Source organism: Thermocrispum municipale DSM 44069 (assembly GCF_000427825.1).
Classification (GTDB): Bacteria; Actinomycetota; Actinomycetes; order Mycobacteriales; family Pseudonocardiaceae; genus Thermocrispum; species Thermocrispum municipale.
In genome coordinates this window covers 1-22,046 of sequence record NZ_ATYT01000016.1, presented here as the reverse complement: position 1 = coordinate 22,046, position 22,046 = coordinate 1, and the positions used below count along the sequence as shown (strand labels likewise).

Annotated in this window: 19 protein-coding genes, 1 rRNA gene and 1 pseudogene; 20 read left to right on the top strand and 1 reads right to left on the bottom strand. The window is 69.0% G+C overall.

All coding sequences use genetic code 11. From position 1 onward, the window contains the following. The first annotated feature begins 12 nt into the window (after nucleotides 1–12). From infC to YWM_RS0113945, 7 genes are all read left to right on the top strand, one after another. On the top strand, nucleotides 13–591 hold the full coding sequence (infC, locus tag YWM_RS23670; RefSeq protein ID WP_052344893.1) for a translation initiation factor IF-3: 579 nt from the start codon (nucleotides 13–15) through the stop codon (nucleotides 589–591). Nucleotides 592–667: 76 nt separating this feature from the next. Continuing rightward, nucleotides 668–862, top strand: a complete 195-nt coding sequence (gene rpmI / locus YWM_RS0113970; protein WP_028851253.1) for a 50S ribosomal protein L35 — start codon at nucleotides 668–670, stop codon at nucleotides 860–862. Between the two features lie 71 nt (nucleotides 863–933). Further along, entirely contained in the window at nucleotides 934–1,314 is a 381-nt protein-coding gene (gene rplT / locus YWM_RS0113965) for a 50S ribosomal protein L20 (RefSeq protein ID WP_028851252.1), read from the top strand. Nucleotides 1,315–1,325: 11 nt separating this feature from the next. After that, on the top strand, nucleotides 1,326–2,159 hold the full coding sequence (locus tag YWM_RS0113960; RefSeq protein WP_052344892.1) for a TrmH family RNA methyltransferase: 834 nt from the start codon (nucleotides 1,326–1,328) through the stop codon (nucleotides 2,157–2,159). 92 nt (nucleotides 2,160–2,251) lie between these two features. Beyond that, entirely contained in the window at nucleotides 2,252–3,301 is a 1,050-nt protein-coding gene (gene pheS, locus YWM_RS0113955) for a phenylalanine--tRNA ligase subunit alpha (RefSeq protein ID WP_028851250.1), read from the top strand. Continuing rightward, the gene (pheT, locus tag YWM_RS0113950; RefSeq protein ID WP_028851249.1) at nucleotides 3,301–5,796 is read left to right on the top strand and encodes a phenylalanine--tRNA ligase subunit beta; all 2,496 of its coding nucleotides are present in this window, start codon (nucleotides 3,301–3,303) and stop codon (nucleotides 5,794–5,796) included. Before pheS ends, pheT begins: the two co-directional genes overlap by 1 nt. Nucleotides 5,797–6,157: 361 nt before the next feature. Continuing rightward, nucleotides 6,158–6,643: a hypothetical protein gene (locus YWM_RS0113945; protein WP_028851248.1), complete on the top strand. Its 486-nt coding sequence runs from the start codon at nucleotides 6,158–6,160 to the stop codon at nucleotides 6,641–6,643. 30 nt (nucleotides 6,644–6,673) lie between these two features. Here YWM_RS0113945 and YWM_RS0113940 read toward each other — a convergent pair whose 3' ends face one another. Then, nucleotides 6,674–7,354, bottom strand: coding sequence for a DNA alkylation repair protein (locus tag YWM_RS0113940; protein ID WP_028851247.1), 681 nt, complete (start codon nucleotides 7,352–7,354; stop codon nucleotides 6,674–6,676). Nucleotides 7,355–7,499: 145 nt separating this feature from the next. Between YWM_RS0113940 and YWM_RS0113935 the strand changes: the two genes are divergently transcribed. From YWM_RS0113935 to YWM_RS0113875, 13 genes and pseudogenes are all read left to right on the top strand, one after another. Then, nucleotides 7,500–9,101, top strand: coding sequence for an alpha/beta hydrolase (locus tag YWM_RS0113935; protein WP_028851246.1), 1,602 nt, complete (start codon nucleotides 7,500–7,502; stop codon nucleotides 9,099–9,101). 624 nt (nucleotides 9,102–9,725) lie between these two features. Beyond that, nucleotides 9,726–10,766, top strand: a complete 1,041-nt coding sequence (gene argC / locus YWM_RS0113930; RefSeq protein ID WP_043661105.1) for an N-acetyl-gamma-glutamyl-phosphate reductase — start codon at nucleotides 9,726–9,728, stop codon at nucleotides 10,764–10,766. Further along, complete coding sequence (argJ, locus tag YWM_RS0113925; RefSeq protein WP_043661103.1) at nucleotides 10,763–11,950, top strand: bifunctional glutamate N-acetyltransferase/amino-acid acetyltransferase ArgJ; 1,188 nt, start codon at nucleotides 10,763–10,765, stop codon at nucleotides 11,948–11,950. The genes argC and argJ overlap by 4 nt, the downstream gene beginning before the upstream one ends. Beyond that, complete coding sequence (gene argB / locus YWM_RS0113920; protein ID WP_028851243.1) at nucleotides 11,947–12,885, top strand: acetylglutamate kinase; 939 nt, start codon at nucleotides 11,947–11,949, stop codon at nucleotides 12,883–12,885. The genes argJ and argB overlap by 4 nt, the downstream gene beginning before the upstream one ends. Continuing rightward, nucleotides 12,878–14,095, top strand: a complete 1,218-nt coding sequence (locus tag YWM_RS0113915; protein WP_084612407.1) for an acetylornithine transaminase — start codon at nucleotides 12,878–12,880, stop codon at nucleotides 14,093–14,095. The genes argB and YWM_RS0113915 overlap by 8 nt, the downstream gene beginning before the upstream one ends. A 43-nt stretch (nucleotides 14,096–14,138) precedes the next feature. After that, nucleotides 14,139–14,693 carry an arginine repressor gene (locus tag YWM_RS23665; protein WP_052344909.1) on the top strand — a complete coding sequence of 185 codons (555 nt, stop codon included), beginning with the start codon at nucleotides 14,139–14,141 and terminating at the stop codon, nucleotides 14,691–14,693. Continuing rightward, nucleotides 14,690–16,120, top strand: a complete 1,431-nt coding sequence (argG, locus tag YWM_RS0113905) for an argininosuccinate synthase (RefSeq protein ID WP_028851241.1) — start codon at nucleotides 14,690–14,692, stop codon at nucleotides 16,118–16,120. Before YWM_RS23665 ends, argG begins: the two co-directional genes overlap by 4 nt. Beyond that, a complete protein-coding gene (gene argH / locus YWM_RS0113900) occupies nucleotides 16,120–17,538 on the top strand; it encodes an argininosuccinate lyase (protein WP_028851240.1) in 1,419 nt (472 codons plus the stop codon). The genes argG and argH overlap by 1 nt, the downstream gene beginning before the upstream one ends. 88 nt (nucleotides 17,539–17,626) lie before the next feature. Beyond that, on the top strand, nucleotides 17,627–18,229 hold the full coding sequence (locus YWM_RS27070; protein ID WP_043661101.1) for a winged helix-turn-helix domain-containing protein: 603 nt from the start codon (nucleotides 17,627–17,629) through the stop codon (nucleotides 18,227–18,229). A gap of 214 nt (nucleotides 18,230–18,443) precedes the next feature. Beyond that, nucleotides 18,444–19,493, top strand: a pseudogene (locus tag YWM_RS23655) (MFS transporter); the annotation flags it as partial. A 10-nt stretch (nucleotides 19,494–19,503) separates the two neighbouring features. Further along, nucleotides 19,504–20,106: a DNA-3-methyladenine glycosylase gene (locus YWM_RS0113885; protein ID WP_043661099.1), complete on the top strand. Its 603-nt coding sequence runs from the start codon at nucleotides 19,504–19,506 to the stop codon at nucleotides 20,104–20,106. A gap of 5 nt (nucleotides 20,107–20,111) precedes the next feature. Next, nucleotides 20,112–21,386 (top strand): tyrosine--tRNA ligase, encoded by a 1,275-nt coding sequence (tyrS, locus tag YWM_RS0113880; protein WP_028851238.1) that lies wholly within the window; start codon nucleotides 20,112–20,114, stop codon nucleotides 21,384–21,386. A 429-nt stretch (nucleotides 21,387–21,815) separates the two neighbouring features. Further along, nucleotides 21,816–22,046 (top strand): 16S ribosomal RNA (locus YWM_RS0113875); the annotation flags it as partial.

Genomic DNA, 22,046 nt, shown 5'->3' with positions numbered 1-22,046 from the left:
GGAAAAGAACCGATCCAAGGAGGCCCCATCAGCTCCGACACGCGCATCAACGAGCGCATCCGCGTGCCCGAAGTTCGGCTCGTCGGTCCGAACGGCGAGCAGGTTGGCATCGTCCGCATCGAAGACGCACTGCGACTGGCTCAGGAGGCCGATCTCGACCTGGTCGAGGTCGCCCCGCAGGCACGCCCCCCGGTGGCGAAGCTCATGGACTTCGGCAAGTTCAAGTACGAAGCTGCCCAGAAGGCCCGTGAGTCCCGCCGGAACCAGCAGCAGACGGTGATCAAGGAGCAGAAGCTCCGGCCGAAGATCGACGCCCACGACTACGAGACGAAGAAGGGCCACGTGGCCCGCTTCCTCAAGGGCGGCAACAAGGTCAAGGTCACCATCATGTTCCGCGGCCGCGAACAGTCCCGCCCCGAGCTGGGGTTCCGGTTGCTGCAGCGGCTGGCCGACGACGTCGCCGACCTCGGTGTGGTCGAGTCGGCCCCGAAGCAGGACGGCCGCAACATGGTGATGGTGCTGGCGCCCATCAAGCAGCAGAAGGGCAAAAAGGCCAAGGACGCCGAGTCCACCAAGAAATCTGCCCGGTAGGGCAGTGACCAGGGCGGAACCGAACACCGTCGCCGGTGTGACGGTGTCGGTCTGCCATGAGTAAGGAAGAGATTTCATGCCGAAGCAGAAGACGCACAGCGGTACCGCCAAGCGGATCAAGGTCACCGGCAGTGGCCGGCTGCGTCGTCAACGGGCCGGCCGCAGGCACCTGATGGAGCGGAAGTCGAGCCGCGTGACGCGCCGTCTGGAAGGCACCGGCGACGTCGCCAAGGCCGACGTGAAGACCGTCCGGAAGCTGCTCGGCCGCTGAGGCTGCCGACCAACCGACCCCGACCCACCCCGGGGCGATGATCCGCCCCCGAGATTCGACAGGATGGACCCATGGCACGCGTCAAGCGGGCAGTGAACGCCCAGAAGAAGCGTCGCGCGATTCTTGAGCAGGCAAAGGGCTACCGCGGGCAGCGCTCCCGGCTGTACCGCAAGGCCAAGGAGCAGTCGCTGCATTCGCTCAACTACGCCTACCGGGACCGCCGGGCGCGTAAGGGCGACTTCCGGCAGCTCTGGATCACCCGGATCAACGCCGCGGCTCGCGCCAACGGCATGACCTACAACCGATTCATCCAGGGCCTGAAGGCCGCCGAGGTGGAGGTCGACCGCAAGATTTTGGCGGAGCTGGCGGTCAACGACGCCACCGCGTTCACCGCGTTGGTCGAGCTGGCCAAGCAGAACGTGCCCGCCCAGGACGTGAAGAAGTCGGCCTGATCGCCGGAGAGATCTTCACGCATCGGACCCCACGGGTGGCAGCCGCCCGGAAGTTGACCGCTCGCTCAGCGCGGTCGGCGACCGGGCGGTTCCTCGTGGAGGGGGCGCAGGCGGTCCGGGAAGCGTTCGCGTACGCCGCGAACAGCGTGCACGAGCTGTTCGTCACCGAGCAGACGGCGAGTCGGCACGCGGACCTTTTGCAGCAGGCCGAGGCCGCGGGCACCAGGGTCTCGACGGTGACGCCACGAGCGGCGGAGATGCTGTCGGAGACCAAGACACCGCAAGGCCTGGTCGCCGTCTGCGACACGGTGGATGTTCCGATCGCCGAGGCCCTTTCCGGCCGGCCGCGCCTGGTCGTGGTGCTGTTCGAGGTGTCCGATCCGGGCAACGCGGGCACGGTGGTGCGGGTCGCGGACGCAGCGGGCGCCGATGCGGTTGTCTTCGCCGGTGACGCCGTCGATCCGCACAACGGCAAGTGCGTGCGGGCCTCGACGGGCAGTCTCTTCCACCTTCCGGTGGCTCGGGCACGCGATGCCGCCGAGGTGTTCGACGCTTGCCGCTCCGCCGGGCTCCGCGTCGTCGCCGCTGACGGCGCCGCCGAGCACAAGCTCGACGACGTCGCGGTGGAGGAGGCGCTGACCGGCCCGACGGCGTGGGTGTTCGGCAACGAGGCGCACGGCCTGCCTGCCGAGCTCACGCGGGCCGCGGACACCGCGGTGGCGGTGCCGATCCACGGCGCCGCGGAGAGCCTGAACCTGGCGACGGCCGCGGCCGTGTGCCTGTACGCGACGGCACGCATCCAACGCATAACCTGCAGGGACGACGAACCGAGAAGAACGAGCTAGCGGGGGAGGCAGGGGCCGGTCCTGCTCCGTTGCAGGCCATGCGGCACGATCCAGATGCACGCAACGTGGTCTTGAAAGCCGGCCGAGGAGACATGAACGCAACACCACCAGCCGAACTCGCGCAGTCCGCACTGGACGAAGCCGTTCAGTCCGCGCGGGAGGCCTTCGCCGCCGCGGCGGACCTGGAAGCACTCGCCGCGGTCAAGCCCGCGCACCTGGGCGACGGGTCGCCGGTGCTGCGCGCCCGCCGCAAGATCGGCTCGCTGGACGGGAAGGACCGGGCGGCCGCGGGCAAGCGCGTCAACGAGGCGCGGCAAGCCATCCAGACCGCCTACGACGAACGGCTCGCGCAGCTGCGTGCGGAGCGGGACGAACGTGTCCTCCGCCAGGAGACGGTGGACGTCTCGCTGCCGTGGGACCGGATCCCGCGCGGCGCCCGTCACCCGGTGATCACGATGGCCGAGCGCATCGCCGATGTCTTCGTCGCCATGGGCTACGAAGTCGCCGACGGCCCCGAGCTCGAGGCCGAGTGGTTCAACTTCGACGCGTTGAACTTCGGCAAGGACCACCCGGCACGACTGATGGCGGACACGTTCTACGTCGCGCCGGAGAACTCGCGGCTGGTGCTGCGCACGCACACCTCGCCGGTGCAGGCTCGTACGCTGTTGCACCGCGATCTGCCGGTGTACATCGTCTGCCCGGGCCGCTGCTACCGCACCGACGAGCCCGACCCGACGCACCTGCCGGTGTTCCACCAGGTCGAGGGCCTGGCGGTGGACAAGGGCCTGACGATGGCCGACCTCNAGGGCACGCTGGACGCGTTCGCCCGCGGCGTGTTCGGCGAGAAGGCGCGCACCCGGCTGCGCCCGCACTTCTTCCCGTTCACCGAGCCGTCGGCGGAGGTCGACGTGTGGTTCGAGGAGAAGAAGGGCGGCCCCGGCTGGGTCGAGTGGGGCGGTTGCGGCATGGTCAACCCGAACGTGCTGCGCGCGTGCGGGGTGGACCCGGAGGTGTACAGCGGATTCGCCTTCGGCATGGGCCTGGAGCGCACGCTGCAGTTCCGCAACGGCATTCCCGACATGCGTGACATGGTCGAGGGCGACGTGCGGTTCACGTTGCCGTTCGGGATGGAGGCCTGCTGATGAAGGTTCCCTACAGCTGGCTGACCGAGCACTTGGCGCTGGAGGAAGGCCTCGGCGTCGACGAGCTGGTCGACGCGTTGATCCGGGTCGGGATCGAGGTCGAGGACGTGCACCGGCTGGAGCCCGTGCACGGGCCGCTGGTGATCGGCCGGGTCGAGCAGATCATCGAGCTGACCGAGTTCAAGAAGCCGATCAGGTACTGCCGGGTGGACGTGGGCGACACGGTGGCGCCCGACGAGGACGCCACCCGCGGCATCATCTGCGGCGCGACGAACTTCTCCGAGGGCGACCTGGTCGTGGTGGCGCTGCCCGGTGCGGTGCTGCCCGGCAACTTCGCCATCAGCGCGCGCAAGACCTACGGCCACCTCAGCGAGGGCATGATCTGTTCGGCCCGCGAGCTGGGCATCGGTGACGACCACACCGGGATCCTGGTGCTGCCGCGCAACTCCGCGACGCCGGGTGAGGACGCCCGCGAGGGGCTCGGGCTGGACGACGCCGTGCTCGATCTGACCCCGACACCGGACCGCGGCTACGCGCTGTCGATCCGCGGCATGGCCCGCGAGCTGGCGTGCGCGTTGGACCTGCCGTTCGCCGACCCCGGCCTGCGCGAGGTGCCGGAGACCGAGGGCGACGCGTGGCCGGTGCGGATCGAGGACCCGGCCGGGTGCAAGCGGTTCGTCGTGCGTCGGGTGAGCGGGCTGGACCCGAAGGCGCCCACGCCGTGGTGGATGCAGCGACGACTGATGTTGTCCGGCATCCGGTCCATCTCGCTCGCGGTCGACGTCACCAACTACGTGATGCTCGAGCTCGGGCAGCCGCTGCACGCCTTCGACGCCGACAGTGTCAAGGGCGAGCTGGTGGTGCGCAGGGCCAAGGAGGGCGAGAAGCTCACCACGCTGGACGACGTGGAGCGGACGCTCGACCCGGAGGACATCGTCATCTGCGACGAGACCGGCGTGATCTCGCTCGCCGGGACCATGGGTGGGGCGACGACGGAGATCACCGCCGAGTCCACCGACGTGCTGCTCGAGGGCGCGTTCTGGGATCCGGCGTCGATCAGCCGCACGTCGCGTCGGCACCACCTGTTCTCCGAGGCGGCCAAGCGGTTCGAGCGGCACACCGACCCGGCCGTGGCGCCGGTGGCGGTCGAGCTGGCCGCGACGCTGCTGCGGGACTACGGCGGCGGCACGATCGAGCCGGGGCGTACCGACGAGGGCGGGGTCGAGCCGTTGCCGCCGGTGACGATGCCGATCTCGCTGCCGGACCAGGTGGCCGGTGTGTCGTACGAGCGTGGGGTGACCGCGCGGCGGCTGACCCAGATCGGCTGCAAGGTCTCGATCGACACCGCCCCCGACGGCACCGGTCTGGTGGTGGCCGAGCCGCCGACCTGGCGTCCGGACCTGAAGCAGCCTGCCGACCTGGTGGAAGAAGTGCTGCGACTGGAGGGTTACGACACCATCCCGTCGACCCTGCCCGCCGCTCCGGCAGGAAGTGGTCTCACCGCCGAGCAGCGGCGTAAGCGTTCGGTGGCGCGTGCGCTGGCGGAGGCCGGGTACGTGGAGGTCGTCCCGGCGCCGTTCGTGTCCGCGGAGGTGTGGGACAAGATGGGCCTGCCGTCCGACGATGTCCGACGGCAGACGGTGTCGGTGCTCAACGCACTGGACGCGGAGAGCTCGGAGCTGACCACGACGCTGCTTCCCGGCCTGCTGGACGCGCTGTTGCGCAACGAATCGCGCGGCTTGCGGGACATCGCGCTGTTCCACATCGGCCAGGTCTTCCTGCCGCAGAAGGGCGCGCCGCAGGTGCCGGACCCGACGGTTGCCGAGCGTCCCTCGGACGAGGAGATCGCCACCCTGGAGGCCGCCGTGCCGAAGCAACCGGTGCACGTGGCCGTGGTGCTGAGCGGTCACCGTGAGCGTGCCGGCTGGTGGGGTCCGGGCCGTCAGGCGAGTTGGGCGGACGCCATCGAGACGGCGCGCGTCGTGGCCGACATCTCCGGTGTGGAGCTCACCGTGGAAGCGGCCGACCATGCGCCGTGGCACCCGGGCCGGTGCGCACGGCTGCTGGTGGGCGACTGGCCCGTCGGGTACGCGGGCGAGCTGCATCCCAAGGTCGTCGAGGCGATGGGCCTGCCGAAGCGGACCGCGGCGATGGAGCTGGATCTGGACGCGATCCCGGTGGTGGAGAAGCGGCCCGCGCCTGCGATGTCGCCGTATCCGCCGGTGTTGATGGACGTCGCGCTCGTGGTCGATGCCGCGGTGCCTGCCGCGTCGGTTGCGAAGGCGCTGCGTTCGGGCGGCGGCGACCGGTTGGAGGATGTGTCGCTGTTCGACGTCTACACCGGCGAGCAGATCGGTGAGGGTAAGCAGTCGCTGGCGTTCAAGCTGCGGTTCCGGGACCCGGAGCGCACGCTGTCCAGCGAGGAGGCGGTCGAGCTGCGCGATGCGGCGGTGGCTGCTGCCGCGGAGCAGGTCGGGGCGAGTTTGCGGGCATGAGGTAGCGGCGGTGCTTCGCCTGGCTCCGCCACCACTTTTCCGCCTGCACTCACGTCGTGGGGGCGGTCGGCCGTCGCGCGTCTTGCGCGCCGTCAACCGGCCCGTTGATTGACACGGCCCGGCGGTCGCCACTGGTCGTCGTGGGCCGCGTCAGCCGCGCACCGGGTCTCCGGCCGTCACAGGCTTGCCCGCGGTCCATCCCTGCGGCTTCACCCGCCGGACTCCACGGCCCAGCGGTCCGTGACGCGAGTGGCGCCGAAGGTGTCGCAGTACCGGATTTTGCGGCGTGAATGGCGACGTAGGTGTCGTCATTCGCGCCGAGCCGGGTTTTCTGGCTGGATCCGGACTTAACGTCTGGGCCATGACGACGATCGAAGAACACCGGACTCAGTTCCGCAGGGACGACCACGACTATCGCCTGGAAGTGATCGCGCAGGAGGATGCTGCGGCAGCCGAGCGGCAGGTGACCGTCCGGCTGAACGTGTCGGGGCCGGACGGTCGGGCCGTCGCGACGGGGCAGGTCGAGGCTGCCTCGAGCGTGCTGGCGGCGGTGGCCGAGGCCCTGGCCGACGAATTGCTCGCCGCGGCAGGGCAGCCGCGGCGGTATCGCCATCGGCGGCGCGAACAGCCGAGCAACACCGGGCGACCGTGGACGGCCGCGCTGGACGCGGAGTTGGAGAAGCGGTGGATAGCGGGGGAGGACCTGCGCGACATCGCGGAGTCGTTCGGCCGTACCCAGAGCGCCATCCTGCGCAGGCTGCCCCTGATCGGCTGCGACCCGTACACCCCGGGCGCGTATCTGCCACCCCCGCCCAGCCAGCGCGACGACGAGGCCTTGGCGAGCTAGCCGCACGCGTGCACGCTGCAGACCGCCGGGTCAGAGGTGTTTGAGAGCTTCACGTCGAGACAGCGGCGAAAGGTCCGGGTGGGCGTCGACGAAGGCGCGCACCCATCCGGGTTCGGTCTTCGCGTAGTCGCGCAACGCCCAGCCGATGCCCTTGCGCAGGAAGAAGTCCTTGTCGTGCAGCGTGGCGGCGATGACGTCGGCCAGCAGGTCGGGGTCCGTTTGGTCCTTGGCGGTGACTTGGCAGATCACCGCCGCGCGGCGCAACCAGAGGTCGTCGTGCCGAGCCCATGAGCGCATCAGCGGCGTCAACTCGTCACGGTAGTTGCGCAAAATCGGCCCGACGCGCCGGATGGCCAGTTCGTCGACGAAGTCCCACCACGCGCCGGTGACGATCAGCTCCTGGTAGAGCGGCACCGTGTCGGGGTCCTGCCACGCGCGGGCCATCCGATGGCCGGTCAGCTCGATGGCCAGGTAGCGCTCCTCGCGGTAGGTCGCCTCGTGCCAGAGCCGACGGACCGTGTCCTGCCACGTCGCCCGGTCGGTGATGACGTGCTCGGCGAACAGCCGGCGGGCGAGCTGTGCGCGGGCGGGCTTGGGCACACCGCGAAACGGCATGTCCGACTTCATGTAGCGCTGCATCTCCGGGGCCTTGGCCGGATCGGCAAGGTCGGCGAGGCCGTTGCGAACGGCCCGAATGAGCTCGTGTGTCACGGCTGTGACGGTAACGCCCGAGACCGACGACACGCGAAATCCCGACGACCGTCGGATGGCGTGCGGTGAATGATTCACCGAGTATTGTCGCTTGGTCATCGAGCGGCCCGGGGGATCGGGTGAATTAGTCGACAGAGGGACAATGATGAAGAAGATCATTGCTGCGGTAGCGGCTGCCGGAGTGGCGACGGGCGTCGCGCTGCTGGCGCCGACCGCGGGGGCGACACCACAGGCAACACCGAGTTACCAACCACCACCCGTCGAGTGGGGCGAGTGCGAGGACGAACGCCTGGCCGAGGCGGGCGCGGAATGCGGATTCGTCGAGGTTCCGCTGAACTACGCGAAGCCGGACGGCAAGAAGATCAAGCTCGCGGTCTCCCGCATCAAGCACACGTCATCGGAAGCCGACTACCAAGGCCCGATGCTGGTCAACCCGGGTGGCCCGGGCGGCTCGGGGCTGCGTCTGGCCATTCTCGGTGAGTACGTGCCGAACGGTGTCGGCGGTCAGTTCGACTGGATCGGCTTCGACCCGCGCGGTGTCGGTTCCAGCGAGCCCGCGCTGAGCTGCAAGCCGGACCACTTCGGGTACAACCGGCCGGAGTACGTGCCGACGACCAAGGAGCTGGAGCGCACGTGGCTGCGGCGGTCGGCGGAGTACGCGCACGCTTGCGCGGAGTCGGACGCCAAAGAGCTCCTGCCGCACCTGAAGACCCGTGACGTGGTCAAGGACATGGAGTCCATCCGCAAGGCACTGGGCGTGGAGAAGATCAACTACTACGGGTTCTCCTACGGCACCTACCTCGGGCAGGTCTACGCCACCCAGTACCCGTCGCGCATCCACCGCGCGGTGTTCGACGGCGTGGTGAACCCGTCGACGGTGTGGTACGAGGCGAACCTGAACCAGGACATCCACTTCGATCGGGTCATCAAGATCTACTTCGACTGGATCGCCCGGTACGACGACGTCTACCGCCTCGGGGACAAGGCGATCGAGGTCGAGCAGGAGTTCTACAAGCAGAAGAAGCTGCTGGACCGCAAGCCGGCGGGCGGCAAGATCGGCTCGTCCGAGCTGACCGACCTCTTCCTCCCCGCCGGCTACGGCCAGTACCAGTGGGACGCGATCGCGAAGGCCTTCTCCGCCTGGGTGCACGACAAGGACTGGAAGGGTCTGAAGGAGCTGTACGACGCCGGCAGCGAGATGGGCGACGACAACGGCTTCGCCGTCTACATCGGCGTGGAGTGCACCGACACGCAGTGGCCGACCAGCTGGAAGAAGTGGAGTGAGGACAACTGGCGCATCCACGAGTGGGCGCCGTTCGAGACCTGGGCCAATGCGTGGTACAACGCGCCGTGCCTGTACTGGCCGGCCAAGGCGGGCACCGCGCCGAAGGTCGACGGCAGCAAAGCTCCGCCGATCCTGCTGATCAGTGAGGAAGAGGACGCCGCGACGCCGTTCTCCGGTGCGCTCGAGGTGCGCAAGCGCTTCCCGAAGTCCAGCCTGATCAGCCTGCCCGGCGGCACCACGCACTCCGGCTCGCTGGGCGGCAACGCGTGCGTCGACGACCAGATCGCCGACTACCTGGCGACCGGCAAGCTGCCGGAACGTAAGAACGGCAACGACTCCGACGCGCAGTGCACGCCGCTGCCGAAGCCGGTTCCGGAAGGCGCGAAGCAGTTGCGTGCGGTCAAGTCGGCCAAGCAGCCCGCGGTGCTGGAAGAGGCACTGCGGCCGGCCCGGCACGGCTGACCTCGCGGTTCGTCTGCGGTGAGCGCCCCGGTAGGCCAACGCCACCGGGGCGCTCCCGTGTGTGGGCACGCCGGGCGGTGGACCTGTTTGCGGCGTCGTCCAAGTGTGCGCCCGCGAGCGCTCTCCGTCGCGCGCCCGCGATCACACCCGGTTCGCATGGCTCAGTTGTGCTCCGATCACACTCGGTTCGCATGGCTCGGTTGTGCTCCGCGAGCACACGTCGGTCGCGTAGCGCGGCTGTGCTTCGGGAGCACACGTCGGTCGCGTAGCGCGGCTGTGCTTCGGGAGCACACCTCCGCTCGTGTGGCGCGGCTGTGCGCTCGCGTATCCCGTTCGCCGAAGTCCTCCGCATCGGCGGCACCCATCCGGATCGAACGAAGCTGTCGGGCGTTGGCGCGACCCTGGAACCCGCCGGTGGCGTCGTGTCCGTCGTGTTGTGTCATTTCCACGCTCGGCCTGGCAAATTCGTCGATCCGATGCTGCAAACGGCCCGCCGTTACCGAGGCCCTCACGGCAGCTCTCGTCGCGCCGCCGGAGTCCTGACACCCACGGTGGTCGGTTCATCCCGGTGACTTATGCCAACCTGGATTGAGTGAATTTTCAGGGCCATGCATACTTATTCACATGGTTTCGGTAGCAGTGGCGGGCGCGAGTGGGTACGCCGGTGGCGAGCTTCTCCGGCTCCTTCTCGGGCACCCGTCCGTCGACATCGGCGCGCTGACCGCCGGAGGTAACGCCGGCACAGCGCTGGGCCAGCACCACCCGCACCTGGTTCCGCTCGCGGACCGAGTGCTGGAAGACACCACGCCAGAGGTGTTGTCCGGGCACGACGTGGTGTTTCTGGCGCTGCCGCACGGGCACTCGGCTGAGCTCGCCGCCCAGCTCCCCGAGGACGTGCTGGTCATCGACCTCGGTGCGGATCACCGGCTGCGCGACGCCGAGGACTGGACGAAGTTCTACGGCAGCGAACACTCCGGCACGTGGCCGTACGGTCTGCCGGAGCTCCCGCTCGCCGACGGCACGCGCCAGCGCGACCAGCTGTCGGGTGCCCGACGAATCGCCGTCCCGGGTTGCTTCCCGACCGGAGGATCTCTCGCCCTTGCCCCCGCCCTGATCGCCGGTCTCGTCGAGCCGGACGTCACCGTCGTGTCCGTGACGGGCACCTCGGGCGCGGGAAAGTCGCTGAAGCCGCACCTGCTCGGAGCCGAGGTCATGGGCTCCGCGTCGGCGTACGGCGTCGGCGGCGTTCACCGCCACACCCCCGAATTCCGGCAGAACCTCGCTGCAGCCGCGGGATCGCCGGTCACCGTGTCCTTCACTCCGGTGCTGGCTCCGATGCCGCGCGGAATCCTGACGACCGCGAGCGCACCGCTGATCGACGACATCGACGCCACGGCCGCCCGCGCGGTCTACGACAAGACGTACGGCGACGAGCCGTTCGTGCACGTCCTGCCGGAGGGCTCCTGGCCCACCACGAAAGCCACCCTCGGCTCGAACAACCTCGCTCTGCAGGTCGCGGTCGACACCGACGCCCGCCGGCTCGTCGTCATCGCCGCGATCGACAACCTGACCAAAGGCACCGCGGGTGCCGCCGTGCAGTGCCTCAACCTGGCCCTCGGCCTGCCGGAGACCTCGGGCCTGCCAACCACAGGAGTCGCACCATGACCACCAACGCCGTGCCGGACCGGGCCCAGGGCGTGGTCGCCGCGCAAGGCTTTCGGGCAGCCGGCGTCGCCGCGGGCATCAAGAAATCCGGCGCCAAGGACCTGACCCTGGTCGTCAACGACGGCCCCTCTCGCATCGCAGCGGGCGTGTTCACCCGCAACACGGTGAAAGCCGCGCCGGTGCTGTGGTCGCAGCAGGTGCTCACCGCCGGCAAGCTCACCGCCGTGGTGCTGAACTCCGGCGGCGCCAACGCGTGCACCGGCCCGGAAGGCTTCCAGGACACGCACGCCACCGCCGAGCACGTTGCCGAGGTGCTCGGCACGGGCGCCATCGAGGTCGCGGTCTGCTCCACCGGTTTGATCGGCGAACGCCTGCCGATGCAGGCCGTGTTGGCCGGTGTGGACACCGCGGCACAGCAGCTCGGCGCCACCCCGCAGCACGGGCTGGACGCGGCGACCGCTGTCATGACCACGGACACCGTGCCGAAGCAGTGCGCGTTGACCGTGGGGGAGTGGAGCATCGGCGGCTTCGCCAAGGGCGCGGGCATGTGCGCGCCGAACATGGCCACCATGCTGTCGGTCGTCACCACCGACGCGGTCCTGCCCAGCTCGGCCGACGCCCAGGCCGCACTGCGCGCGGCCGTCGACGAGACCTTCAACCGGCTCGACGTCGACGGTGGGACGTCCACCAACGACACCGTGCTGCTGCTCAGCTCCGGCGCCAGCGGTGTGCAGCCCGACCTGGAGACGTTCACCCAAGCGCTCACCACCGTGTGCCGTGACCTGGTCGCCCAGCTCCAGGCGGACGCCGAAGGCGTGACCAAGCACGTGACGATCACCGTCGCCGGCGCCGCCACGAACGCCGATGCCGAAGTGGCCGCCCGGGCTGTGGCCAGGGACAACCTCTGCAAGACGGCGTTTTTCGGCTCGGACCCGAACTGGGGCCGCATCGCGATGGCCGTCGGCAACGCCGCCGAGTTCGATCCGCAGCGGCTGGACATCACGATCAACGGCGTCCAGGTCTGCGTCGGCGGTGGTGCAGGCGAGGACCGGTCCAAGGCCGACCTCTCCGGCAAGGAGATCACCGTCGAGATCCACCTGCACGCGGGCGAAGGCAGCGCGACCGTGCTGACCACCGACCTGTCGCACGACTACGTCGAAGAGAACAGCGCGTACTCCTCATGACCGTCGACGAATCCCCCGAACACACCATCCCCGCCGACGCGCGGCTGGCCACCGCGGCCGAAAAAGCAGGCGTACTCATCGAGGCGTTGCCGTGGCTGCAGCGCTTCCACGGCGCGACCGTCGTGATCAAGTACGGCGGCAACGCGATGATCGACGACGAGCTGAAGGCCGCGTTCGCGCAGGACATGGTGTTCCTGCGACTGGCGGGGCTGAAGCCGGTCGTCGTCCACGGCGGCGGCCCGCAGATCTCCGCGATGCTCGACCGGCTCGGCATCGACGGCGAGTTCCGCGGCGGCCTGCGAGTCACCACACCCGAGACGATGGACGTCGTCCGCATGGTGCTCACCGGCCAGGTCAGCCGGGAACTCGTCGGCCTGATCAACGCGCACGGCCCGTACGCGGTCGGGATCTCGGGCGAGGACGCGCGCCTGTTCACCGCGACCCGCAAAGAAGCCACGATCGACGGCGAAGTGGTCGACCTCGGCCTGGTCGGTGAGGTCACCAGCGTCAACCCGGACGCGGTGCTGGACATCGTCAACGCAGGCCGGATCCCCGTGGTCTCCACCGTGGCACCGGACGCCGACGGCGTGGTGCACAACGTCAATGCCGACACCGCGGCGGGCGCCCTGGCAGCGGCTCTCGGCGCGGAGAAGCTCGTCGTGCTCACCGACGTGGAAGGCCTCTACGCCGCCTGGCCGGACCGGTCGTCGTTGATCGACAAGATCCAGGTCGACCGGCTGGAGAAGATGCTCCCGACGCTGTCCAGCGGCATGATTCCCAAGATGGAGGCCTGCGTGCGGGCCATTCGCGGTGGCGTGCGCTCGGCGCACGTGATCGACGGGCGGATCGCTCACTCGGTGCTGCTCGAGGTCTTCACCTCCAGCGGCATCGGCACCATGGTGCTGCCGTCCGACAAGGAGGCCGACAATGCCTGACCCGACGCCTCACCCGGTTCAGCCCTCGGGCTCGAACCAGCTGGCCCGGCAGCGCTGGCAGTCCGCCGTGATGAACAACTACGGCACGCCCGAACTCGAACTGGTTCGCGGCGACGGCGCCGTGGTGTGGGACGCCGACGGTCGGTCGTACGTCGATCTCGTCGGCGGCATCGCGGTGAACGCGCTCGGCCACGCCCACCCGGCCGTCGTGCAGGCGGTCAGCGAGCAGGTCGCCACCCTGGGCCACACGTCCAACCTCTACATCAACCCCGTGGCCGTCGAGCTGGCCGAGCAGTTGCTGCGGGTGGCCGAGCTGCCCACCGGCAAGGTGCTGTTCTGCAACTCGGGGGCCGAAGCCGTCGAGGCGGCGTTGAAACTCACCAGGCTGACGGGCCGCACGCGCGTCGTGGCCTGCGAGAACGCGTTCCACGGCCGCACGATGGGCGCCTTGACGCTGACCGGCCAGCCGCCGAAGCGGACCCCGTTCGAGCCGCTGCTCCCCGAGGTGCAACATGTGCCGTACGGCGACGCGGCCGCGTTGGAAGCCGCCGTGGACGGGGAAACCGCCGCCGTGTTCCTCGAACCGATCCTGGGTGAGGGCGGCGTCGTCGTCCCGCCGGAGGGATACCTTCGGGCCGCGCGCGAGATCACCCGGCGGCACGGCGCACTGCTCGTGCTGGACGAGGTGCAGACCGGGATCGGCCGCGTCGGCTCGTGGTTCGCCTTCCACCAGGCCGGGGTCGTGCCGGACGTCATCACGTTGGCCAAAGGCCTGGGTGGCGGTCTGCCGTTGGCCGCGGTGATCGGTGTCGGACAAGCCGGTGACCTGCTCCAGCCCGGACAGCACGGCACCACGTTCGGCGGCAATCCGATCGCCTGTGCCGCCGGCCTCGCCGTCCTGCGGACCATCCGGTCCGACGGGCTGCTGGAACATGTCGGTCGCCTCGGCAAGACACTGCTGGCCGGCTTGGAGTCTCTCGACCACCCGCTCGTCACGCAGGTTCGCGGTGCGGGCCTGCTCATCGGCATCGAGCTGGCCGAGCCGACGGCCGGTGCAGTCGCCAAAGCGGCTCAGGAGGCGGGCTTTCTGGTGAACCCGGTCCGCCCGGACACGGTGCGGCTCGCCCCGCCGCTGATCCTGAGCGAGCACCAGGCCGAGGCGTTCCTGGCCGCGGTCCCGGCGGCCCTCGATGCGGGAGCGGCCACATGACGAGCACCAGGTCGAGCAGGCGAGCGTGGTGGGGGGAGCGACGATGACCCACTCGGCAGCAACGACCCGCGTGGCCCGCCAGGCGCGCATCGTCGAGCTGGTCTCCACCAAGGCGATCCGGAGCCAGACCGAGCTCGCACGCATGCTGGCCGCGGAGGGTATCGAGGTCACCCAAGCGACGCTGTCGCGCGACCTCGACGAGCTGGGTGCGGTCAAGCTGCGCGGCGCGGACGGGGGCGTGCCGGTCTACGTCATCCCGGAGGACGGCAGCCCGGTCCGTGGTGTGCAGGGCGGCACCTCCCGGCTGTCCCGGCTGCTCAGCGAGTTGCTGGTGTCGGCGGACAGCTCGGCCAACATCACGGTCCTGCGCACGCCGCCTGGTGCGGCGCAGTTCCTGGCCAGCGCGATCGACCGCTCGGCACTGCACGAGGTGGTGGGCACCATCGCCGGCGACGACACCGTCCTGGTGATCGCCAGGGAACCGGTCACCGGGGCGCAGCTGGCGCAGCGGTTCACCGACATGGCCGACGGGCACCGCCACGAAGACCGCCACGAAGACCGCCACGAAGACGCTGACAAAGAAGGAAGAGAAGATTGAGCAAAGTTCTTACGTCGCTGCCCAAGGGGGAGCGGGTCGGCATCGCGTTCTCCGGCGGCCTGGACACCTCGGTCGCCGTCGCGTGGATGCGTAGCAAGGGCGCGATTCCGTGCACCTACACCGCGAACCTCGGACAGTACGACGAGTCCGACATCGATTCCGTACCCGGCCGGGCCAAGGAGTACGGCGCCGAGATCGCCCGTGCGCTGGACTGCCGCAGGCAGCTGGTCGAGGAGGGCATCGCCGCGCTGACCTGCGGAGCTTTCCACATCCGCTCCGCCGGACGGGTCTATTTCAACACCACGCCGCTCGGGCGCGCGGTCACCGGCACGATGCTGGTGCGCGCGATGCACTCCGACGGGGTGGACATCTGGGGTGACGGGTCGACGTTCAAGGGCAACGACATCGAGCGCTTCTACCGTTACGGGCTGCTGGCCAACCCGGAGTTGCGGATCTACAAGCCGTGGCTGGACCCGGAGTTCGTCGCCGAGCTCGGCGGGCGCAAGGAGATGAGCGAGTGGCTCACCGCCAACGGTCTGCCGTACCGGGACCCGGCGGAGAAGGCCTACTCGACCGACGCCAACATCTGGGGCGCCACCCACGAAGCCAAGACGCTCGAGCACCTGGACGTCTCGCTGGAAACCGTCGAACCGATCATGGGCGTGCGGTTCTGGGACCCCGAGGTGGAGATCGAGCCGGAGGACGTGACGGTCCGCTTCGAGGCAGGCCGCCCGGTCGCCATCAACGGTGTGACCTACGACGACCCGGTCGAGCTGGTGCTGGAGGCCAACGCGATCGGCGGCAGGCACGGGCTGGGCATGTCCGACCAGATCGAGAACCGGATCATCGAGGCCAAGTCGCGTGGCATCTACGAAGCCCCCGGCATGGCGCTGTTGTGGATCACCTACGAGCGGTTGCTCAACGCGATCCACAACGAGGACACCATCGCCAACTACCACTCCGAGGGCCGCAAGCTCGGCAGGCTGCTCTACGAGGGCCGGTGGCTCGACCCGCAGGCGCTGATGCTGCGCGAGGCCATCCAGCGCTGGATCGCCTCGCTGGTCAGCGGCGAGGTCACCGTGCGGCTGCGGCGCGGCGAGGACTACACGATCGTCGACACCCAGGGCGAGAACTTCTCCTACCACCCGGAGAAGCTGTCCATGGAGAAGGTGTCCAACGCCGCTTTCGGTCCCACCGACCGGATCGGTCAGTTGACCATGCGCAACCTGGACATCGCCGACTCGCGTGACAAGCTGGAGTTCTACGCCATGCAACCGCTCGACCAGGGGCAGGTGCTGGTGGAGAACGGCACCCTGTTCGGGGAGCTGCCCGCCGGTGGCGCGGACCGGATCACTGCGAACCCGACGGTGACCGGCGACGACCAGGCCGCGCTGGACGAGGCCGCGATGGAGTACGGGACCGACTGATGACAGACAACCAGCAGCCGACGTCGTTGTGGGGCGGCCGGTTCGCCAGCGGCCCGGCGGAAGCCATGGCCGCGCTGAGTGCCTCGACGCATTTCGACTGGCGGCTCGCGCCGTACGACATCGCCGGGTCGCGCGCGCACGCCCGCGTCCTGCACAAGGCGGGCCTGCTGAGCGCCGACGAGCTCGCAGCCATGCTGCGGGCCCTCGACCAGCTGGCCGACGACGTCGAGTCCGGTGCGTTCAAGCCCGAGCCGTCGGACGAAGACGTGCATACCGCGCTGGAACGTGGCCTGCTGGAGCGGGCGGGAGCTGAGCTCGGCGGGAAGCTGCGTGCCGGCCGTTCCCGCAACGACCAGGTCGCCACGTTGTTCCGCATGTACCTGCGCGACGCGGCCCGGCGGGCCGCCAGCGGCGTCTTGGACATCGTGCAGGCGCTCGTCGACCAGGCTCGTCGTCATCCGGACGCCGTCCTGCCCGGCCGTACACACCTGCAGCACGCACAGCCGATCCTGCTCGCGCACCATCTGCTGGCCCACGCCCAGGCACTGCTGCGGGACGTCTCGCGGATCCAGGATTGGGACGACCGTGCGGCCGAGTCGCCGTACGGCTCCGGCGCGCTGGCCGGTTCCTCGCTCGGCCTGGATCCCGAAGCGGTTGCGAGCGAGCTGGGTTTCCCGGCCGCGTCGCAGAACTCCATCGACGGCACGGCGTCGCGGGACTTCGCCGCCGAGTTCGCGTTCGTGCTGGCCATGCTCGGCGTGCACCTGTCCCGTATCGCCGAGGAAGTGATCATCTGGAACACCGCGGAGTTCGGCTACGTCACGCTGGACGACGCGTGGGCCACTGGCTCGTCGATCATGCCGCAGAAGAAGAACCCGGATGTCGCGGAGCTGACCCGCGGCAAAGCGGGCAGGCTGATCGGCAACCTCACCGGCTTGCTGGCGACCCTCAAGGCGCAGCCGCTGGCCTACAACCGCGATCTGCAGGAGGACAAGGAGCCGCTGTTCGACTCGATCGAGCAGCTCGAGCTGCTGTATCCGGCGATCGCCGGGATGATCAGCACGCTGACCTTCCACACCGATCGGATGGCCGAACTCGCGCCCGCCGGGTTCACGTTGGCCACCGATGTCGCCGAGTGGCTGGTCCGCCAGGGTGTGCCGTTCCGCGTGGCGCACGAAGCCGCGGGCGAATGTGTGCGCGTGGCCGAAAGCAGGGGAGTCGGGCTCGAGGATTTGACCGACACCGAGCTCGCCGCGGTGCACCCGGCACTGACGCCCAAGGTGCGCGAAGTGCTCACGGTGGAAGGCTCGATCGCCAGCCGTGACGCTCTGGGCGGTACGGCGCCTGCCCGCGTGGCCGAACAGCTCACCGTCGTGGCTGCCCGGGTCGCGGAAGCGCGCGCCTGGGTCACCGGCTGACGCCGACTCTGCTGCGTCCCGCCGAGCGCAGAGCAGCAGAGTTGCACAATATCTATGCAAAGGAAGTGTGCATAGATATTGTGTACGCATGCGAGATGTGGAGCCCACCGAGTCGCACGTCGTTCTCACGCCGGAGGCCCTGCGCGTGCTGGCGCATCCGCTGCGGGCCCGGCTGCTCAGCGCGTTGCGACGGGACGGGCCCGCCACGGCTACGGAGCTCGCGTCGGCCCTGCACACGAACACCGGTGCGACCAGCTATCACCTGCGCAAACTCGCTGACGTCGGGCTGGTCACCGAAATCGGGGGCCAACCGGGACGCCAACGACGGTGGCGGGCCGCGCAGGAGTCGCACGGGTGGTCGGACGCCGATATTCCGGACGACCCGGACGCTGCGGCTGCGGCAGGCTGGCTGCGCAGGCACTACTGGCAGGAGGAAGCACACCGGGTCGCGCAGTGGGAGGAGTACCGGCCGCAGTGGCCGCCGGAGTGGCGGGAGGCCGCCGGACTGTCGGACGCGTTGCTGGAACTCGACGCGGACGAGTTGCGCGAGCTCATGGCGGAGCTGCACGAAGTGCTGCGACGCTATCGGAACAGACCGGGACGCGGGGACGCCGCGCGACGGGTAACGGTCTACCTGCATGCGATGCCCACTGATCCCACGACGCCACCGTCGGGCGCGGCACCGCAGTGATCACCGCTGGTCAGGCGCGCCGCCGCTATCTGTGGCTGCTGGGGTTGCGCTGGTTCCCGGTAGGCCTGACGCTTCCCGTCGGCGTGCTGCTGCCGCTGGATCGCGGGGACTTTCACTGGTCGATGTGGGAGTGGCCGCGTCGCTGCAGGACCTCGTCGTGCTGGCGCTCGAATTGCCGACCGGCGGGCTCGCGGATGCATAGGGGCGCCGACCGGTCCTGCTGCTCGCGGGCGCATTCGCCGTCGTGTCATCGACGCTGATGCTGTTCGCGTACTCGTTCGCGGCGCTGGCGTGCGCCTACGCGCTTCAGGGCGCGTTCCGGGCGCTGGACAGCGGACCCCTCGAAGCGTGGTTCGTCGACCGCATCCTGGCTGCCGACCCGAAAGTCCGGTTGGACTCGGCACTCAGCGGCGGCTCGGCGATGCTCAGCGTCGGCATCGCCGCGGGAGCGTTGACCGCCGCGGGCCTCGCGGCGTTGCCGGTCACTGGGATCGAACCGCTTGCACTGCCGGTGCTGGTGGCGGTGCTGGTGGCGGCCGCGGGCCTGGTAGCGGTGGCGGTGCTGGTCGTCGAACCGGAGCAGGGCAGGGGAACGGTCGGTGAGTCGCTCCGCGACGTGCCACGGTTCATCGCCGACGGTGTCAGGCTGATCCGCGGATCGAAGGTGCTGGCGGCACTCGTCGCTGTCGAACTGTTCTGGGGTTTCGGTGGTGTCACGTTCGAGAACCTGATGCCGGTGCGACTGGCCGAGCTTGTCGGTGGCGAGCGACCGGCGGCCGTGCTGATGGGACCCGTGACGACCGGTGGCTGGGTGGCATCCGCGGTCGGTGCGGCGGTGATCCCGTTGCTCAGCAAACGCATCGGGGTCGCGTGGTCGGCATTGCTGCTGCGCGTACTGCAGGGCGCCGCCGTGATCGGTATGGGACTGCTCGCGGGTGTCGCCGGTCTGCTGACCGGGTTCCTGGCCACGTATCTGGTGCACGGGGCCGCGAACCCACTGCACATGACGTTGTTGCACCGCGAAGTCGAATCCCGGCACCGGGCCACCGTGGTCTCGATCAACTCGATGGCCGCTCAGCCCGCGGGGAGCCTGGGGCTCGTCGTTCTGACATCGGTCGCTGCCGGGTCGTCCGTCGGACTGGCCATCGTCATCGGTGGGGTGGCGCTGGCCCTCGCCGCGCCGCTGTACCTGCCCGCGCTGCGGGCCGAACGGTCTCGCCGGCGCGCGGGGGAGCGGTTCGAACCGGCTGCGGCCGGGCCGTAAGCTGCCGCTCGTGACCAGGCTGCTGACCCGCGAAGAGCTGGCCGTGGACCCGGTCGATGCCGCTCACCTGCTGCTCGGCTGTTCGATCGAGGCCCACGGGGTACGCGCCCGGATCGTGGAAGTGGAGGCCTACCGCGGCGCGGACGACCCTGCCTCCCATTCGTACCGAGGGCGCACCGCACGCAACGAGGTGATGTGGGGGCCGGCGGGCAGGCTGTACGTGTACTTCATCTACGGCATGCACTTCTGCGCCAACGTGGTCAGCATGACCGATGGCGAGGCCGGTGCGGTCCTGCTCCGTGCTGCCGAGATCGTCGATGGCGTCGAGCTGGCCGCGCAGCGTCGCCCCGCCGCGCGGAAGCCGTCGGACCTGGCGCGCGGGCCTGCGCGGTTGTGCACGGCGCTCGGGATCACCCGCGAGCACAATGGTGTCGACGTCACCGAACCGTCGTCGCCGATCAGGTTGTGGGCGGCGCCGGAGCCGTGCCGGAAGGTGAATTCGGGTCCTCGCGTCGGCGTCGCCGCAGCGCACGACACGCCGTGGCGGTTCTGGGTCGATTCCCCGGCGGTCAGTCCCTACCGCCGAGGCGGCAAGCGCAGTAAGGAAAGATGAACGCCGTGAGTGAGCAGATTCTCGACGAGCTGTCCTGGCGCGGGCTGATCGCGCAGTCCACCGACCTGGAGGCGCTGGGCAAGGACCTGGCCGCCGGCCCGCTCACGCTGTATTGCGGGTTCGACCCGACCGCGGAAAGCCTGCACGCGGGGAATCTGCTGCAACTGCTGACGCTGGCCAGGTTCCAGCGTGCGGGCCACCGCCCCGTCGTGCTCGCCGGGGGAGCGACCGGCCAGATCGGGGACCCGCGCGACGTGGGCGAGCGGAGCCTGGTGAGCCCGGACGTCGTCGCGGCACGGCTGGAGAAGATCCGCGCGCAGCTGGAAAAGTTCGTCACGTTCGACGACACCCCGACCGGTGCGATCGCCGAGAACAACCTGAACTGGTTCGAAGGCTTCGGCGCGTTGGAGTTCCTCCGTGAGGTGGGCAAGCACTTCTCGGTGAACACCATGCTGGCCCGCGAGACGATCAAGCGCAGGCTGGCCACGGACGGCATCTCCTACACCGAGTTCAGCTACCTGTTACTGCAGTCCTACGACTACCTGCAGCTCTACCGCCGGTACGGCACCAAGCTGCAGATCGGTGGGTCGGACCAGTGGGGCAACATCGTCGGCGGAGTGGACTACATCCGCCGCGTCGACGGCGCCACCGTGCACGCCTTGACCACGCCGCTGGTGACCGATTCGGAAGGCCGCAAGTTCGGCAAGTCGACCGGTGGGGGTTCGCTGTGGCTCGACCCGGAGATGACGTCGCCGTACGCGTGGTACCAGTACTTCGTCAACGTGGCCGACGCCGATGTGATCCGGTACTTGAAGCTGTTCACCTTCCTGTCGCAAGAGGAGATCGCCGAGCTCGAGCGGCAGACCGAGGAGCAGCCGTTCCGCCGGGCCGCGCAGCGCCGGTTGGCCGAGGAGCTGACCACCCTGGTGCACGGTGCTGATCAGACAGCCCAGGTCGTCGCGGCAAGCCAGGCCTTGTTCGGCAAGGGTGAGTTCAGCGCACTGGACGAGCCGACCCTGGAATCGGTGATGGCGGAGGTGCCGACGGGTGAAGTGGCACTGTCCGACGAGCCGACGATCGTGGACTTGCTCGTGGCCGCGGGCCTGAGCGAGTCGAAGGGCGCTGCGCGTCGCACGGTCCGTGAGGGCGGGGCGTACGTGAACAACACCAAGATCTCCGACGAGGAGTGGCGCCCCGAGCCTGCGGATGCTCTGCACGGCAAGTGGCTGATCGTCCGGCGGGGTAAGCGGAACGTCGCGGGGGTGCGCTTGTTGGTGTGACGGCAGGCCGTCCCCGAGCGGAGGCGCTCCGATGGGCTTCGCAGGTCCCGAACGCGTTGCGGCGTGCTCGGCGGCCGGGTGCGGGCCCGCGGGGCGCCTCTTCGCTTGAAAACGGCCTCTGACCTGCGTAAACGATCTTAAGGGACCCCCCGTTTTTGGGGGTCTGGAGCTCGTGTAAAGTTCTCTCACGTCGGAGCGAGCCGGACCGAAACGGACCGGGAAGCACCGGCGGGGGCAAGGCTCCCGGCCCCAACAGGGAGCAAAACCCGAAGCTTCCAACCCGCAAGGGTTGATGCGACGTGTTGTTTGAGAACTCAACAGTGTGTTTGTGAGCTTAGCCAGTTGATTTTTTGGAACCCTGTTTGGGTTTCTTTGAGTTTGCGGCCGGCATACATTTGTTTGTGTGTTGGTTGTTTTTGTCAGGATTCATTGTTGGAGAGTTTGATCCTGGCTCAGGACGAACGCTGGCGGCGTGCTTAACACATGCAAGTCGAACGCTGAAGCCTGGTCTTTGACTGGGTGGAGGAGTGGCGAACGGGTGAGTAACACGTGGGTAACCTGTCCCGTACTGTGGGATAAGCCCTGGAAACGGGGTCTAATACCGCATAGGACACTTCATCGCATGGTGGGGTGTGGAAAGGTTTTTCCGGTATGGGGTGG

Excerpts from the sequence above, each read along its gene's own strand:
- rpmI (WP_028851253.1), top strand. The coding sequence starts at position 668 with ATGCCGAAGCAGAAGACGCACAGCGGTACCGCCAAGCGGATCAAGGTC.
- rplT (WP_028851252.1), top strand. The coding sequence starts at position 934 with ATGGCACGCGTCAAGCGGGCAGTGAACGCCCAGAAGAAGCGTCGCGCG.
- pheT (WP_028851249.1), top strand. The coding sequence starts at position 3,301 with ATGAAGGTTCCCTACAGCTGGCTGACCGAGCACTTGGCGCTGGAGGAA.
- YWM_RS0113945 (WP_028851248.1), top strand. The coding sequence starts at position 6,158 with ATGACGACGATCGAAGAACACCGGACTCAGTTCCGCAGGGACGACCAC.
- YWM_RS0113935 (WP_028851246.1), top strand. The coding sequence starts at position 7,500 with ATGAAGAAGATCATTGCTGCGGTAGCGGCTGCCGGAGTGGCGACGGGC.
- argC (WP_043661105.1), top strand. The coding sequence starts at position 9,726 with ATGGTTTCGGTAGCAGTGGCGGGCGCGAGTGGGTACGCCGGTGGCGAG.
- argJ (WP_043661103.1), top strand. The coding sequence starts at position 10,763 with ATGACCACCAACGCCGTGCCGGACCGGGCCCAGGGCGTGGTCGCCGCG.
- argB (WP_028851243.1), top strand. The coding sequence starts at position 11,947 with ATGACCGTCGACGAATCCCCCGAACACACCATCCCCGCCGACGCGCGG.
- YWM_RS0113915 (WP_084612407.1), top strand. The coding sequence starts at position 12,878 with ATGCCTGACCCGACGCCTCACCCGGTTCAGCCCTCGGGCTCGAACCAG.
- YWM_RS23665 (WP_052344909.1), top strand. The coding sequence starts at position 14,139 with ATGACCCACTCGGCAGCAACGACCCGCGTGGCCCGCCAGGCGCGCATC.
- argH (WP_028851240.1), top strand. The coding sequence starts at position 16,120 with ATGACAGACAACCAGCAGCCGACGTCGTTGTGGGGCGGCCGGTTCGCC.
- YWM_RS27070 (WP_043661101.1), top strand. The coding sequence starts at position 17,627 with ATGCGAGATGTGGAGCCCACCGAGTCGCACGTCGTTCTCACGCCGGAG.